Source organism: Staphylococcus haemolyticus (assembly GCF_006094395.1).
In the GTDB taxonomy this organism is placed as follows: domain Bacteria; phylum Bacillota; class Bacilli; order Staphylococcales; family Staphylococcaceae; genus Staphylococcus; species Staphylococcus haemolyticus.
Genome location: NZ_CP035291.1, coordinates 1,802,128 through 1,817,528, shown reverse-complemented (window position 1 = coordinate 1,817,528; position 15,401 = coordinate 1,802,128). Strand labels below are relative to the sequence as shown.

Here is a 15,401-nt window from a genome sequence, read left to right as displayed (position 1 = left end):
ATTCAACACGAGGAGATGCTATTTAATGTCATCCGACACAAACAGTTTAGCACATACAAAATGGAATTGTAAGTATCACATAGTCTTTGCACCAAAATATAGAAGACAAGTGATATACGGAAAGATAAAAAGGGATATTGGAGTTATTTTGCGTCAACTATGTGAAAGAAAAGGCGTAGAAATAATAGAAGCAGAAGCATGTAAAGATCATATTCACATGTTAGTTAGTATTTCGCCTAAATTAGGAGTATCCTCATTTGTTGGATATTTAAAAGGTAAAAGTAGTTTAATGATTTTTGATAGACATGCTAATTTAAAATATAGATATTGTAATAGAAAGTTTTGATGTAAAGGATTTTATGTCGATACAGTAGGTAGAAATAAAAAGGTAATTGAAAATTATATTCGTAATCAATTACAAGAAGATATCGTTGCAGATCAAATTTCAATGGAAGAATATCTTGATCCTTTTACAGGAGAAGAAATTAAAAAAAGACGAAAAAAATAGTACCCCTTTAGGGGTGCTGGGAAAGTAGTGCAGTTGGCTGACCTGTCAGCGCCCTTTTAGGGCTGGCCAGTAAGGAAGGCTTATAGCCGTAGAACAAACCACCCGTTCACACGGGTGGTTTTGATTACAAAATAAAAAAACCTAACAACTAAATAGTTCCTTTTTAGTGTTAGGTTATTAGTGTGATGACTTTATGATTTAATGTGACACTTAGTGTTGATTTTATACAAATCAACTTGATACATTGGTTCACCATCTAAGAGTATAAAAGGTGTAGCAAATGCATCGTAATCAATCATCTCTGAACGATACTCATTATTCGAGATATTTTTTTCAATGTAATCTACCTTGTGTTCTGTAAGATAATTTTTTACAAATGTACAAGGCGGACAATCATTTTGAGTATAAATAACTAATTCCGTCAATTTAGTTCACTCCCAATATGGTTATTATCATGAAAATTACTATATAAAATTTTTGATTCAATTGCAAACTGTGAAAATTATGTGAATTACATATTAAAAATCTTTCTTAAATTTAAGCAAAAGGATTTAGTTAGAAATTAGAACATAATATAATTTAAATTAATTGCTTTTTAAAAATTAGATATAGAAAAGGTGATAAAATTATGGATTCCGTTGAAATTAGTCGTTTCCTAACAGGTATGACTCTAGCAGTACATATCATCTTTGCGACTGTCGGTGTTGGTATGCCTTTAATGTTCGCAATCGCAGAATTTTTAGGAATTAAAAACAAGGATCCTAAATATATAGCACTAGCTAAGCGTTGGTCGAAAGGTTATACCATTACTGTGGCTGTTGGTGTTGTAACTGGTACGATTATCGGTTTACAATTATCATTAATTTGGCCAACATTTATGAAAATGGGTGGGCATGTGATTGCTTTACCTTTATTTATGGAGACTTTTGCATTCTTCTTTGAAGCCATTTTCCTAAGTATTTATTTATACACATGGGATCGCTTTAAAAATAAATGGACACACTTCATTATTAGTATACCAGTCATCATTGGTGGTTCATTCTCCGCGTTCTTTATTACCTCTGTAAACTCATTTATGAATACACCAGCAGGTTTTGAAATGAAAGATGGCAAAATGGTTAATGTACAACCACTTGAAGCAATGTTCAATTCATCATTCCTAGTTAGGGCGTTTCATGTAGTAGCTACAGCAGGTATGACAATGGCGTTTATTCTTGCATCTATTGCAGCTTTTAAATTATTGAAAAATAAATACAACAAAGATGCAGAATATCATAAAAAGGCCTTAAAGATGACTATGATTGTTGGTTTCATATCAACATTATTGTCAATGTTAGCTGGAGACTTATCTGCTAAATTCTTACATCAAGTTCAACCAGAAAAACTTGCAGCTTACGAATGGCATTTTGATACACAATCTAAGGCTGATTTAGTATTTTTCGGAGTTCTAAATGAAAAGACTCAAGAAGTTGAAGGTGCAATCAAGATTCCAGGTATGCTTAGTTTCTTGGCGGATAACAATGTAAATACTAAAGTAGAGGGTCTTAATGACTTCCCTAAAAATGAATTACCTCCATTAATCGTTCATTATTTCTTTGACTTAATGGTAACGATGGGTGTGTTATGTTTTGTTATTTCAGGAGCCTTTATTTTAACTTTAATGATTAAAAAACTGCGTAAATACGTTACGCATAAAGGTATGTTATATGCTGTTCTTCTCACAGGACCAGCTGCAATGTTAGCAATTGAATTTGGATGGTTTTTAACTGAAGTAGGCCGTCAACCTTGGATTGTTAGAGGATATATGCGAGTAAGTGAAGCTGCTACACAGGCAGGAGGAATAACACTTGTAACAATTCTATTCGGGCTACTTTATCTAGTATTACTTTTTACATCTGCATATGTTTTAATTCGCATGTTCAAAGACAAGCCTGCTCAAGATGATGTAGATAAAGTCATTGAAAAAGGAGGTCATGCTTAATGGATTACACAACTATAGGTATTACCGTACTTTGGACTTTCTTATTCTTATATATCATTGTTGCTTCAATTGACTTTGGTGCAGGTTTCTTTACCTTACACACAAAATTAACTGGGGAAGAGAAAAAGATAAATCACTTAGTAGAGCGTTACTTAAATCCTGTTTGGGAAGTTACTAATGTTTTCTTTGTTTTTTTCTTTGTCGGATTCGTAGGATTTTTCCCTGATTCAGCGTTATACTTTGGTACTGTGCTATTAGTTCCTGGTTCAATTGCGTTGATTTTAATTTCTATTAGAGGAAGCTTTTACGCGTTTGAACATTATGGTCAGGATACTAAATTACCATGGATTATCATGTATGGACTTACAGGTTTGTTAATACCAGCTTCATTGGCAACGGTATTAACTATATCTGAAGGTGGCTATATTACTGAACGTGGTTCTCATTTTGATTTAGATTGGTTTCAATTATTACTAAGTCCATTTGCATGGTCAGTCGTCTTTCTAGCAATCATAAGTGTATTATATATTTCTTCTGGATTTTTAACATATTATGCTTCGAAAGCTAAAGACGAAGTAGCTTATAAATATATGCGACAATGGTTTATTTTCTGGGGACCTCCAATGATTATTATTTCTCTATTTGTGTTCTTATCTCTAAGAATTCAAAATGCAGATCATTTTAATAATGCAGTTCAAAATTATTGGTGGATGTTTGCATTAAGCTTCATTTGTTTTGTAGTAGCCGGAATTTTAAACTTCATCAAGAAATATCATGGTCTAGCATTTATCATGGTTATATTACAAATGGCATTCGCTTTTTATGGATACGGAATTAGCAAATTACCTTACTTGTTATATCCATATATCAAAGTGAGTGATTCAGGTGTTAATGCTTCAATGGGCTTAGCACTAGTGATTGTATTTATTTTAGGTTTACTTTTATTAGTTCCATCGTTAATATTATTATTAAGATTATTTGTATTCGATAAAGAATATGTTGAAGGAAAAAAATAATTATAATAATAAAAGGGGGCTGAAATAATTAACATCTATGTACATTAACTTGGTTAATAGTAATCTACATGATGTCGATTGTTTCAGCTTTTTCCTTATTTTTTATAGATAGGGGTAGCCATTAAATGGAGAAAGAATATGTTGTTATTGGGTTAGGCCGATTTGGTGGAAGTATTGTAAGAGAATTAAATGCATTAGATATGGATGTTATGGCAATTGATAGGGATGAGGCACGCGTCAATGAATATAGTGATATTGCAACCCATGCTGTAGTAGCTGATACTACTGATGAAGCAGTGATGAAAAGTTTAGGTATACGTAACTTTGATCATGTTATAGTAGCGATTGGTGAAAATATTCAATCTAGTACATTAACTACGCTAATTCTCAAAGAGTTAGGTGTTAAGAAAGTTACAGCTAAAGCTCAAAACGATTATCATGCTAAAATTTTAAATAAAATTGGTGCCGATACAGTTGTCCATCCTGAAAGAGATATGGGACGACGAATCGCTCATAATGTCGCAAGTGCTAGTGTTTTAGATTACCTTGAATTAGCAGATGAGCATTCACTAGTTGAATTAAAAGCAAGCGAAAAAATGACAGGACAATCGATTATTGATTTGGATATTCGTGCGCAATTTGGAATCAATATTATAGCAATTAAACGAGGCAAGGAGATTGTTGTATCACCAGACCCGTCTATGAATATAGAATTTGGAGATATATTGATTATGATCGGACACGATAATGATTTAAATCGTTTTGAAAAGAAAATTGTAAGATAAATGTTGCATCACAACTATTAAATGACTACTAAATAAAAAAGCTATTGATTTAATATTTAGTAACATTGATATTTGTGATGTTTTTATGAACAGTTAGAAGAATTTAAAAATCAGCAACAATTTTTTGAGAATAAGATGATGGAGTGATGATTCTACTACATGAGATATGTATTAATAGCATTAGGAATAGTATTTACTGTAATCGCATTTACAGGGGCAGTATTACCATTACTACCTACGACACCTTTTCTAATTTTAGCAGCGATTTGTTTTACTAATAGTTCCCGGAAATTCAAAATATGGCTTGAAAGCACTCAAATTTATAAAAATTATGTTGAAAATTTAAAAAAATACAAAGGGTATACTATGAAAGAAAAAATAAGAATACTTATAAGTTTATATATTGTAGTTGGTTTTTCTATTTTTATGATTTCAAACTTATATATTCGAATTGGATTAATGATAATGGTCGTGATTCAAACAATTGTATTATTTACATTTGTTAAAACGTTGCCAGCAAATTTTATTTTAATCAAGAAAAAGATTCATAGGTGAAATTCTAAAAAAAATAAGACCTGAGAATACAGATTGTGTGTAGGCATATAGAATCACTTTTAACATCATTTTAGGATAGTACGAAGTTGCACCACGGTGATGTCTGGATACATCGAATTCATTGTCAGGAATTGTTTCAACAATATCATTTGTGGGGATAAGAACTGAAGTTTCCATTGGTAGAGTAATTTGAGCCATGCTATAATTTTTATAAAGGACCTCGTTAATTTAGTTTAGTGATGTTTATTAAATTATACGAAAGTCTTTATTTTTTAAAAGTATTACAATGTAAAATTACATATAAATACAAAGTTTTTTGGCGAGACTCTTGAGGGAACAGGACAAGCTGAAGACTACAGGCTGAAGCTGTCCCCTAAGAAAGCGAGCCAACAATACGAAGTATTGTAAATAAAGAAGCCAGTAAATGAATTTGTTAAAACTCATTTACTGGCTATTTCTCTAGGAATTATGTCCCAGACTCTTTCTCTATGTGATTACATCATTATATTTAATCTTCGTTTACTTTCATAATTACAGGTAAAATCATTGGGCGACGAGCAGTTTTATCGTATAGATAAGGTTGTAATGTCTCAATGATTGAAGATTTAATTTGATGCCATTGAATATTTGGATTAGCATTTAATTTAGAAATTACGTCGGTTTTAATTTTGCGTTGAGCGTCATAAATTAATTGACCTGATTCACGCATGTACACAAAACCACGAGAAATGATATCTGGACCTGAAAGTAATTTATTAGTGTTGAAATCAATACTAACCACTACAATGACTAATCCTTCTTCAGATAATAATTTACGATCACGAATAACAACGTTACCTATATCACCAATTCCACTACCATCTACTAACACATTACCAGAAGGTATGCGACCGGCTTTACGAGCAGAGTCATGTGTCAATGCGAGTACATCACCGATATCAAAGATAAAGACGTTCTCTTCTTTAACACCACAGTCCACACCCGTTTGTCCATGCGCTTTAAGCATACGATATTCACCGTGAATTGGTAAGAAATATTTCGGTTGAATCAAGCGAAGCATAAGTTGTTGATCGCCTTGAGAACCGTGACCTGATGTATGGATATTTGAAATTTTACTATGGATAACATCAGCACCAGCTTTGTATAATGCATTAATCGTGCGATTGATACTTTTAGTGTTCCCTGGGATAGGTGATGAACTAAATACAACAGTATCATCAGGTATAATTTTAATTTGCTTATGAGTTCCATTTGCAATTCGTGATAAAGCCGCCATCGGTTCACCTTGAGATCCTGTACATAAAATTAGTAATTCATGTTTTGGAATGTTGTTAATCTTATTTGGTTCAACAAAAGTTTCTGGCGGTGCTTTAATATAGCCTAATTCCATACCGATTTTAATATTATTTTCCATGGAACGACCAAATGTTACTATTTTACGATTATATTTAATAGCAGCCTCAACCGCTTGTTGTACACGGTAAATGTTAGAAGCAAATGTAGCAAATATGATACGTCCTTTACAGTTACGGAAAATTTTATCTACGTTTTGACCTACTTCACGTTCACTTAATGTGAAATCAGGTACTAATGCATTTGTTGAGTCAGATAATAGACATAATACGCCTTCTTTACCCAATTCTGCCATTTTAGCAATATTCGCAGGTTCGCCTACAGGAGTGAAATCAAATTTAAAGTCACCTGTATGAACAATTTTACCTTCAGGTGTATCAATTATTACACCATAAGCTTCAGGAATACTATGTGTAGTTAAGTAAAATGATATTTCAAAGTGTTTAGACTTAATAACACTATCTTCTGTAATCTCATTTAGTGAAGCGTTACGTAATAAATTGTGTTCGTCTAACTTGTTGCGAATTAATCCTAATGCTAATGGACCGCCATAGATAGGTACATTAATTTGTTTTAATAGGTAGGGCACACCACCTATATGGTCTTCATGTCCATGTGTAATGAATAGACCGACAATTTTGTCTTGATTTTGTTCGAGGTAAGTGTAATCAGGAATAACATAATCAATCCCTAATAAATTATCATCAGGGAATTTTATTCCGGCATCAATGATAACAATTTCATTTTTATATTCGATAGCATAAGTGTTTTTACCGACTTCACCTAAGCCACCTAAAGCATATACACCTACTTCGTTAGCATGTAATTGCTTCATTATTGAGCATTCTCCACGTTAAAATGATCAGAATGTTCTTTTTCATATTCTAAATGTGCGCCCTCTAATTTAGTAATGAATTCGATATTGTAATTGCGGTTTTTTAAATAACGTCTTACTTGTTCTTCTGTTTCACCTTCAACATAAATCGTATTTGTGTTTTCACGAACGATTACTTCATCTTTATTATGTTGGAAAAATACTTTAAATACTGCCATATTGGATAGTTCCTCCTAAATTTAAACATCTAAATTGATTATATTAATCTGAACCCTAATATATTAACTTGATACATCAAATCTTGTTGATTACGACAATAGAAATTGCTTCATAAATCATAAATAAGAAGATAAATTAATCTGTATAAATGATGATTTTAAAATCATTTGATGATTATCGACCTAATTGATATTCATTCATACAAATATCTAGTAAATTTGACTCTCAAGTTTTCACTAAGGTAATTGTTAATGTCGTTCATTATTTGAAAATTAGCGTTACACTAAGATTTCAGTTACTACTCATTTTACATTATGTATATAAATAAATAAAGCAGTTTATATCTCTTCATTACTTCATTAACGATATATATTTTTTAAAATAATTAAAAGGAATAAATTCAATTTAACAACCATAATACAAATAAAAAAAACTCAAACTAGTTTCATCGTTGAAAGTAGTTTGAGCAAAATAAAATTGTTAAAAAGTTATACTTCAACAGAATCAGGTAATGGAGTTAATGGATTATCTTGATCTATATAATCATAGAACATAACACCATTTAAATGATCAATCTCATGTTGGAATATAATTGCTGGGTAACCTTTTAATCTCAATTTAACTTCGTTACCATCAATGTCTAACGCTTTAATAGTTACTCTGAAATGTCTATGAACTAAACCAGGGATATTTTCATCCACACTTAAGCAACCTTCTCCAGTAGGTAAATAAGCACGTTGAACACTGTGACTCATAATTTTAGGATTAACTAGCATATAGTCATAAGCTTTTCCATTTCCATCATCAGGTAAATAGACAGCAATCATTCGTTTTGAAACATTAATTTGTGGGGCGGCTAGACCTACACCAGAACGTAAACCATATTTTTTTGCAATGTCATCATCTTGACTATTAATTAAAAATTGACGCATTTCTTTTAATGTATTTTTATCTTCATCAGAAAGAGGCAAACTTACGTCTTCAGCTTTAGCACGTAACGTTGGATGACCATCTCTTATAATATCTTTCATTGTTAACATGTCATACACCTTCCTTACAATAAAATATAACAGAAAAATGAATAATAAGTACATTATCTTATTTCATTTGATTTATAAAGTATAATTCTATATTATTACAGTCGAATGACTACTAGGAGGTTTACACTCAATGAAACTACGTAAAACAGTTGCGATAGTAGCAGCATCAACTATTTTATTAGCAGGCTGTACAACAGATAAAAAAGAAGTTAAAGCTTATAATGAAAATATTCAAAAAGCTTTTGATAAAGAGCAATCAATTAATAGCATTAGCAAAAAATTAAACTCACTTGAGGAAAAGAAGCAAGGTTTATATAAAAAAGCTAATAGTGATAATGAGGATACTCGTAAGAAAGCTGCTGATGATATTCTTGAGAATATCAAACAGAGACAAGAAACATTCGATAAAGAAGTATCAACTCTAAATGATTCTGAAAAACAGTTTAAAAAAGGCAAGTCACATATTGATGAAATTAAAAGTGATGATAAGAAAAAAGAAGTTAAACAATTAGACGATGCTGTAAAAAATAAATATAAAGTACATGATGAATATGCAAGTGCGTATAAAAATGTATTGGAAAAAGAAAAAGACTTGTTCGAACTTATTAAACAAGATGGTGTAACTCAATCACAAGTTGATGAAAAAAATGATTCATTGAATAAAGCTCAGAAGAATTTCCAAAATAAATTTAAAGATTATTCAAAAGCTATGAATACAGTGAATAAAGAAAAACAAGATGTTGATAATCTTTAGCAATATAAGCATTAGTACAGATTAGTTGATTGGAATGATACAGTTGTAAAAAACTGTATCTTTTTTAGTAATACAGAACTTTACTAAAATATTTAACAGTATAAATAAATTGTGGTACACTATGAGAGGATAAAATGAATTTCTATTATATGGGAAAGGTATGGTGAATTGAATGGCTCCTAAGTTACAAGCCCAATTCGATGCAGTAAAAGTATTAAATGATACTCAGTCGAAATTTGAAATGGTTCAAATTTTGGATGTAGATGGTAATGTCGTAAATGAAGACTTAGTACCTGATTTAACTGATGAACAACTAGTAGAATTAATGGAAAGAATGGTATGGACACGTATTCTTGACCAACGTTCTATTTCATTAAACAGACAAGGACGTTTAGGTTTCTATGCGCCTACAGCTGGACAAGAAGCTTCTCAATTAGCTTCACAATATGCTTTAGAAAAAGAGGACTTCATCTTACCTGGTTACCGTGATGTGCCACAAATCATTTGGCATGGTTTACCATTAACTGAAGCTTTCTTATTCTCAAGAGGACACTTCAAAGGAAATCAATTCCCTGAAGGTGTTAATGCATTCAGTCCACAAATCATTATCGGTGCTCAATACATTCAAACTGCTGGTGTAGCATTCGGTATTAAAAAACGTGGTAAAAAAGCAGTTGCTATCACATACACTGGTGACGGCGGTTCTTCACAAGGTGACTTCTATGAAGGTATCAACTTTGCTTCTGCTTATAAAGCGCCAGCAATTTTTGTTATCCAAAACAATAACTATGCTATTTCTACACCACGTAGTAAACAAACAGCAGCAACTTCATTAGCTCAAAAAGCTATTGCAGTAGGTATCCCAGGTATCCAAGTTGATGGTATGGATGCATTAGCTGTATATCAAGCTACTAAAGAAGCTCGCGATCGTGCTATTAATGGTGAAGGTCCAACATTAATTGAAACTATGACTTACCGTTATGGTCCACATACAATGGCTGGAGATGACCCAACTCGTTATAGAACTTCAGATGAAGATGCAGATTGGGAGAAAAAAGACCCATTAGTTCGTTTCAGAAAATTCCTTGAAAACAAAGGATTATGGAACGAAGAAAAAGAAAATGAAGTTATTGAACGTGCTAAAGACGACATCAAGAAAGCTATCAAAGAGGCTGATAATACTCCAAAACAAACAGTTATTGACTTAATGGATATCATGTACGAAGATATGCCTCAAAACTTAGCTGAACAATATGAAATTTACAAAGAGAAGGAGTCGAAATAAGCCATGGCACAAATGACAATGGTTCAAGCGATTAATAATGCGCTTAAAACTGAATTGCAAAATGACGAAAACGTATTAGTTTTCGGTGAAGACGTTGGTGTTAACGGCGGTGTATTCCGTGTAACTGAAGGTTTACAAAAAGAATTCGGTGAAGACCGTGTATTCGATACACCATTAGCTGAATCAGGTATCGGTGGTTTAGCTCTTGGTTTAACTGTTGAAGGTTTCCGTCCTGTAATGGAAATCCAATTCCTTGGTTTCGTATTTGAAGTATTTGACGAAGTTGCTGGTCAAATTGCTCGTACACGTTTCCGTTCAGGTGGTTCAAAAGTAGCACCTGTTACAATCCGTGCGCCATTCGGTGGTGGTGTTCATACTCCTGAACTTCACGCTGATAACTTAGAAGGTATTTTAGCTCAATCACCTGGTATTAAAGTAGTTATTCCTTCAGGTCCATATGATGCTAAAGGTTTATTACTTTCATCAATCAGATCTAATGACCCAGTTGTATATTTAGAACATATGAAATTATATCGTTCATTCCGTGAAGAAGTTCCTGAAGAAGAATATACAATTGACATCGGTAAAGCTAATGTGAAAAAAGAAGGTAACGACATCACATTAATCGCTTACGGTGCAATGGTTCAAGAATCTGAAAAAGCTGCTGAAGAATTAGAAAAGGAAGGTTACTCAGTTGAAGTTATTGACTTACGTACTGTACAACCTATCGATATCGATACTTTAGTTGCATCAGTTGAAAAAACTGGCCGTGCTGTAGTAGTTCAAGAAGCTCAACGTCAAGCTGGTGTTGGTGCTACTGTAGCTGCTGAATTAGCTGAACGTGCTATTCTTTCATTAGAAGCACCAATCGCTCGTGTGGCTGCTGCTGATACAGTATATCCATTTACACAAGCTGAAAATGTTTGGTTACCAAACAAAAACGACATCATTGAAAAAGCTAAAGCAACTTTAGAATTTTAATATTTTAGCTTATCAATTAGCTAGCAAGCAGACTTATAGGAAGTAAGTAAAATGTTTACTTTTTACTCTATGTGTGAATAAGTAAGTGTAAACTAGGGATTTAGGGCAAAATAGTTTGAGTTTAGGCTTTCAAATTATTCTGTCCTTGCTCTATGTTATAAATTTATTAAATGATGAATAAGAAATCTAGGAGGACAAGAACGTGGCATTTGAATTTAGATTACCCGACATTGGTGAAGGTATCCACGAAGGTGAAATTGTAAAATGGTTTGTTAAAGCCGGAGATACAATTGAAGAAGATGATGTATTAGCAGAGGTTCAAAATGACAAATCTGTAGTTGAAATCCCATCTCCTGTTAGCGGTACTGTTGAAGAAGTTGTAGTTGACGAAGGTACTGTAGCAGTTGTAGGTGATGTTATTGTCAAAATCGATGCACCTGATGCAGAAGATATGCAATTTAAAGGTGGTCACGATGACGATGCTTCATCTGAAGAAGCACCAGCTCAAGAAGAAGCTAAAACTGAAGAAGCACCAGCAGCATCAGCTTCACAAGATGAAGAAGTAGATGAAAATAGACAAATCAAAGCTATGCCATCTGTTCGTAAATATGCACGTGAAAAAGGCGTTAACATCAAAGCAGTAGCTGGTTCAGGTAAAAATGGTCGTATTACTAAAGAAGATATCGATAACCACTTAAATGGTGGCGGTGCTCAAGCAGCAACAGCTTCAAATGAAAGTGCAGCTGCTTCAACATCAGAGGATACTTCTGCAGTTCAAACTCAATCAGTACCTGAAGGAGACTTCCCTGAAACTACTGAAAAAATCCCAGCAATGCGTAGAGCAATTGCGAAAGCAATGGTTAACTCAAAACACACTGCTCCTCACGTAACATTAATGGATGAAATTGATGTTCAAGATTTATGGGATCACCGTAAAAAATTCAAAGAAGTTGCAGCTGAACAAGGTACTAAATTAACTTTCTTACCTTATGTTGTTAAAGCATTAGTTTCTGCACTTAAAAAATACCCAGCACTTAACACTTCATTCAATGAAGAAGCTGGCGAAATTGTACACAAACATTACTGGAATATTGGTATTGCTGCTGATACTGACAGAGGCTTATTAGTTCCTGTAGTTAAAAATGCAGACCGTAAATCAATCTTCCAAATTTCAGATGAAATCAACGAATTAGCAGTTAAAGCTCGTGATGGTAAATTAACATCTGATGAAATGAAAGGTGCAACATGCACAATCAGTAATATCGGTTCAGCTGGTGGACAATGGTTCACTCCAGTTATCAACCACCCAGAAGTAGCTATCTTAGGTATTGGCCGTATTGCTCAAAAACCTATCGTTAAAGATGGTGAAATCGTAGCAGCTCCAGTATTAGCTTTATCATTAAGCTTTGACCACAGACAAATTGATGGTGCAACTGGACAAAACGCTATGAATCACATCAAACGCTTATTAAATAATCCAGAATTATTATTAATGGAGGGGTAAAACATGGTAGTTGGAGATTTCCCAATTGAAACAGATACTATTGTAATCGGAGCAGGTCCTGGTGGATATGTTGCAGCAATTCGCGCAGCACAATTAGGACAAAAAGTTACTATCGTTGAGAAAGGTAACTTAGGTGGTGTATGCTTAAACGTTGGTTGTATTCCTTCAAAAGCATTATTACACGCTTCACACCGCTTTGTAGAAGCTCAACACTCTGAAAACCTAGGTGTTATCGCTGAAAGCGTATCACTTAAATTCGACAAAGTTCAAGAATTCAAAAAATCAGTTGTAAACAAATTAACTGGTGGTGTTGAAGGCTTATTAAAAGGTAATAAAGTTGAGATTGTAAAAGGTGAAGCTTATTTCGTTGATAATAACAGCTTACGCGTTATGGATGAAAAAAGTGCACAAACTTACAATTTCAAACACGCTATTATCGCAACAGGTTCTAGACCAATTGAAATTCCTAACTTTGAATTTGGTAAACGTGTTATCGATTCAACAGGTGCATTAAACTTACAAGAAGTTCCAGGCAAATTAGTCGTTGTAGGTGGCGGTTACATTGGTTCAGAACTTGGTACAGCATTTGCTAACTTTGGTTCAGACGTTACAATTTTAGAAGGCGCTAAAGAAATTCTTGGCGGATTCGAAAAACAAATGGTTCAACCAGTTAAAAAAGGCATGAAAGAAAAAGGCGTTGAAATCATTACTGAAGCAATGGCTAAAAATGCTGAAGAAACTGAAAATGGCGTTAAAGTTACTTATGAAGCTAAAGGTGAAGAAAAAACTATCGAAGCTGATTATGTATTAGTAACTGTTGGTCGTCGTCCAAACACAGACGAATTAGGTTTAGAAGAGTTAGGACTTAAATTCGCAGATCGTGGATTATTAGAAGTAGATAAACAAAGCCGTACTTCTATCGACAATATTTATGCAATTGGTGATATCGTTCCCGGTTTACCACTTGCTCATAAAGCAAGTTATGAAGCTAAAGTAGCTGCTGAAGCTATCTCTGGTCAAGCATCAGAAGTAGACTACATCGGTATGCCAGCTGTATGTTTCACTGAACCAGAATTAGCTCAAGTAGGTTACACAGAAGCACAAGCTAAAGAAGAAGGTTTAGACTACAAAGCTTCTAAATTCCCTTATGCTGGTAACGGCCGTGCTTTATCATTAGATGATACAACTGGTTTCGTTAAACTTATCACACTTAAAGAAGACGATACTGTTATCGGTGCACAAATTGCCGGTAATGGCGCTTCAGATATCATTTCTGAATTAGGTTTAGCTATCGAAGCTGGTATGAATGCTGAAGATATCGCATTAACAGTACATGCTCACCCAACATTAGGTGAAATGTCTATGGAAGCTGCTGAAAAAGCAATTGGAATGCCAATCCACACAATGTAATTTTTAGTCAAACTGACTAACTATATAGATCGAATAACTTTAATTAGATTTGATTGAGGTTATTTGACATCCAAGAGGGGTGCAACTCAAGTTCATGTTTGAACTTAGTTTCACCCCTTTTTTATAATTATTTAACCAAAAAAGGGTAATAGATTACTAATAGCTAATACAAGGAATGGAGGAATAAAATGGAATACCAATATCCACTAGACTTAGATTGGTCTAATGAAGAAATGGTTGATGTGATTGCTTTTTTTAATAAAATTGAAAATTATTATGAAAACTCGGTTAACGGTCAAGACTTAATGAATCATTATAAACGATTCAAAGAAATTGTTCCCAGCAAAGCAGAAGAAAAGCAATTATTTAAAGAATTTGAAGAAAAAAGTAATTATAATAGTTATAAAGTTGTACAAGAAGTAAAGAATAATCCCGAATTAACATCATTCAGTGCAAAATAACTTATAATGATTTAACGTTAATTATTAAAAATCATAATATCTACATCATTAATTTTAATTAATTTCAAAAAAGTATTGAAGTTAAAGCTATATTTTGTTACTTTTATTAAGCATTAAACAAAATGTTTAATATTACTAAACAAAGTATAGCTTTTTTAAGGTGATTAGCGATGCAAATTGGAAATAAATTACGTAATTTAAGACGTCAAAAGAATTTAACTCAAGAAGAGCTAGCAGAACGAACAGATTTATCAAAAGGGTACATATCTCAAATTGAGAGTCAACATGCTTCTCCTAGTATGGAAACATTTTTAAATATTCTAGAAGTATTAGGTACTTCTCCTAGTGATTTTTTTAAAGAGAAGTCAAAAGAAAAAGTGCTATACACTAAAAATGAACGAACTATTTATGATGAATATGATAGAGGTTATGTCCTTAATTGGTTGGTAATGAAATCTAATGAATTTGAAATGGAACCGCTCATATTATCATTAAAACCAGGTGCGTCTTATAAACATTTTGATCCATCTGAGTCAGATACATTTATTTATTGCTTAAAAGGGTGTGTAACACTTACATTAGGAAATTCACGATATCAGGCAAATGAACAAGATGTTTTATATTTTAGGGCTAATGAAATACATCAATTACATAATGAAACAACCGATGAAATTGAAATTTTAATTGTTGCGACAGCATCATATTTATAAAGGG

Annotated in this window: 15 protein-coding genes and 2 pseudogenes; 12 read left to right on the top strand and 5 right to left on the bottom strand. The window is 33.0% G+C overall.

What is annotated here, in order from left to right:
• Positions 1-25: 25 nt before the first annotated feature.
• Positions 26-508 (top strand): annotated as a pseudogene (gene tnpA, locus EQ029_RS08780) (IS200/IS605-like element ISSep3 family transposase).
• Between the two features lie 191 nt (positions 509-699).
• On the opposite strand, the gene EQ029_RS08775 reads toward tnpA, so the two are convergent.
• Entirely contained in the window at positions 700-933 is a 234-nt protein-coding gene (locus tag EQ029_RS08775; protein ID WP_016930741.1) for a glutaredoxin family protein, read from the bottom strand.
• 203 nt (positions 934-1,136) lie between these two features.
• On the opposite strand from EQ029_RS08775, the gene EQ029_RS08770 reads away from it, so the two are divergent.
• The 4 genes from EQ029_RS08770 to EQ029_RS08755 all read left to right on the top strand — a co-directional run bounded on the left by EQ029_RS08770 (position 1,137) and on the right by EQ029_RS08755 (position 4,845).
• Complete coding sequence (locus EQ029_RS08770) at positions 1,137-2,489, top strand: cytochrome ubiquinol oxidase subunit I (RefSeq protein WP_016930740.1); 1,353 nt, start codon at positions 1,137-1,139, stop codon at positions 2,487-2,489.
• Positions 2,489-3,505 carry a cytochrome d ubiquinol oxidase subunit II gene (locus tag EQ029_RS08765; RefSeq protein ID WP_011276143.1) on the top strand — a complete coding sequence of 339 codons (1,017 nt, stop codon included), beginning with the start codon at positions 2,489-2,491 and terminating at the stop codon, positions 3,503-3,505. Before EQ029_RS08770 ends, EQ029_RS08765 begins: the two co-directional genes overlap by 1 nt.
• Positions 3,506-3,630: 125 nt before the next feature.
• Positions 3,631-4,290, top strand: coding sequence for a potassium channel family protein (locus tag EQ029_RS08760; RefSeq protein WP_011276142.1), 660 nt, complete (start codon positions 3,631-3,633; stop codon positions 4,288-4,290).
• Between the two features lie 159 nt (positions 4,291-4,449).
• Positions 4,450-4,845, top strand: a complete 396-nt coding sequence (locus EQ029_RS08755; protein WP_057504911.1) for a YbaN family protein — start codon at positions 4,450-4,452, stop codon at positions 4,843-4,845.
• Positions 4,846-4,863: 18 nt separating this feature from the next.
• Here the strand turns inward: EQ029_RS08755 and EQ029_RS08750 are convergent.
• The 4 genes and pseudogenes from EQ029_RS08750 to def all read right to left on the bottom strand — a co-directional run.
• Positions 4,864-5,043 (bottom strand): annotated as a pseudogene (locus tag EQ029_RS08750) (transposase); the annotation flags it as partial.
• Between the two features lie 310 nt (positions 5,044-5,353).
• Entirely contained in the window at positions 5,354-7,033 is a 1,680-nt protein-coding gene (gene rnjA / locus EQ029_RS08745) for a ribonuclease J1 (RefSeq protein WP_011276138.1), read from the bottom strand.
• Entirely contained in the window at positions 7,033-7,251 is a 219-nt protein-coding gene (locus EQ029_RS08740; RefSeq protein WP_057504916.1) for a DNA-dependent RNA polymerase subunit epsilon, read from the bottom strand. Before EQ029_RS08740 ends, rnjA begins: the two co-directional genes overlap by 1 nt.
• Before the next feature lie 489 nt (positions 7,252-7,740).
• A complete protein-coding gene (gene def, locus EQ029_RS08735; protein ID WP_011276137.1) occupies positions 7,741-8,292 on the bottom strand; it encodes a peptide deformylase in 552 nt (183 codons plus the stop codon).
• Between the two features lie 130 nt (positions 8,293-8,422).
• Between def and EQ029_RS08730 the strand changes: the two genes are divergently transcribed.
• From EQ029_RS08730 to EQ029_RS08700, 7 genes are all read left to right on the top strand, one after another.
• Entirely contained in the window at positions 8,423-9,046 is a 624-nt protein-coding gene (locus tag EQ029_RS08730) for a YkyA family protein (RefSeq protein ID WP_057504917.1), read from the top strand.
• Positions 9,047-9,218: 172 nt separating this feature from the next.
• Positions 9,219-10,331: a pyruvate dehydrogenase (acetyl-transferring) E1 component subunit alpha gene (pdhA, locus tag EQ029_RS08725; RefSeq protein WP_011276135.1), complete on the top strand. Its 1,113-nt coding sequence runs from the start codon at positions 9,219-9,221 to the stop codon at positions 10,329-10,331.
• A gap of 3 nt (positions 10,332-10,334) precedes the next feature.
• A complete protein-coding gene (locus EQ029_RS08720; RefSeq protein ID WP_011276134.1) occupies positions 10,335-11,312 on the top strand; it encodes an alpha-ketoacid dehydrogenase subunit beta in 978 nt (325 codons plus the stop codon).
• 202 nt (positions 11,313-11,514) lie between these two features.
• Positions 11,515-12,816, top strand: a complete 1,302-nt coding sequence (locus EQ029_RS08715; protein ID WP_011276133.1) for a dihydrolipoamide acetyltransferase family protein — start codon at positions 11,515-11,517, stop codon at positions 12,814-12,816.
• A 3-nt stretch (positions 12,817-12,819) separates the two neighbouring features.
• Positions 12,820-14,226, top strand: coding sequence for a dihydrolipoyl dehydrogenase (gene lpdA / locus EQ029_RS08710; RefSeq protein ID WP_011276132.1), 1,407 nt, complete (start codon positions 12,820-12,822; stop codon positions 14,224-14,226).
• A gap of 188 nt (positions 14,227-14,414) precedes the next feature.
• The gene (locus EQ029_RS08705) at positions 14,415-14,687 is read left to right on the top strand and encodes a UPF0223 family protein (protein WP_011276131.1); all 273 of its coding nucleotides are present in this window, start codon (positions 14,415-14,417) and stop codon (positions 14,685-14,687) included.
• Positions 14,688-14,857: 170 nt separating this feature from the next.
• A complete protein-coding gene (locus EQ029_RS08700) occupies positions 14,858-15,397 on the top strand; it encodes a helix-turn-helix domain-containing protein (RefSeq protein ID WP_011276130.1) in 540 nt (179 codons plus the stop codon).
• Positions 15,398-15,401: the final 4 nt, after the last annotated feature.

Bases quoted from the DNA above. Each gene is read 5' to 3' on its own strand.
- pdhA (WP_011276135.1), top strand. From the start codon at position 9,219: ATGGCTCCTAAGTTACAAGCCCAATTCGATGCAGTAAAAGTATTAAAT.
- EQ029_RS08700 (WP_011276130.1), top strand. From the start codon at position 14,858: ATGCAAATTGGAAATAAATTACGTAATTTAAGACGTCAAAAGAATTTA.
- EQ029_RS08720 (WP_011276134.1), top strand. From the start codon at position 10,335: ATGGCACAAATGACAATGGTTCAAGCGATTAATAATGCGCTTAAAACT.
- def (WP_011276137.1), bottom strand. From the start codon at position 8,292: ATGTTAACAATGAAAGATATTATAAGAGATGGTCATCCAACGTTACGT.
- EQ029_RS08770 (WP_016930740.1), top strand. From the start codon at position 1,137: ATGGATTCCGTTGAAATTAGTCGTTTCCTAACAGGTATGACTCTAGCA.
- EQ029_RS08705 (WP_011276131.1), top strand. From the start codon at position 14,415: ATGGAATACCAATATCCACTAGACTTAGATTGGTCTAATGAAGAAATG.
- lpdA (WP_011276132.1), top strand. From the start codon at position 12,820: ATGGTAGTTGGAGATTTCCCAATTGAAACAGATACTATTGTAATCGGA.
- EQ029_RS08730 (WP_057504917.1), top strand. From the start codon at position 8,423: ATGAAACTACGTAAAACAGTTGCGATAGTAGCAGCATCAACTATTTTA.
- EQ029_RS08740 (WP_057504916.1), bottom strand. From the start codon at position 7,251: ATGGCAGTATTTAAAGTATTTTTCCAACATAATAAAGATGAAGTAATC.
- rnjA (WP_011276138.1), bottom strand. From the start codon at position 7,033: ATGAAGCAATTACATGCTAACGAAGTAGGTGTATATGCTTTAGGTGGC.
- EQ029_RS08760 (WP_011276142.1), top strand. From the start codon at position 3,631: ATGGAGAAAGAATATGTTGTTATTGGGTTAGGCCGATTTGGTGGAAGT.
- EQ029_RS08755 (WP_057504911.1), top strand. From the start codon at position 4,450: ATGAGATATGTATTAATAGCATTAGGAATAGTATTTACTGTAATCGCA.
- EQ029_RS08765 (WP_011276143.1), top strand. From the start codon at position 2,489: ATGGATTACACAACTATAGGTATTACCGTACTTTGGACTTTCTTATTC.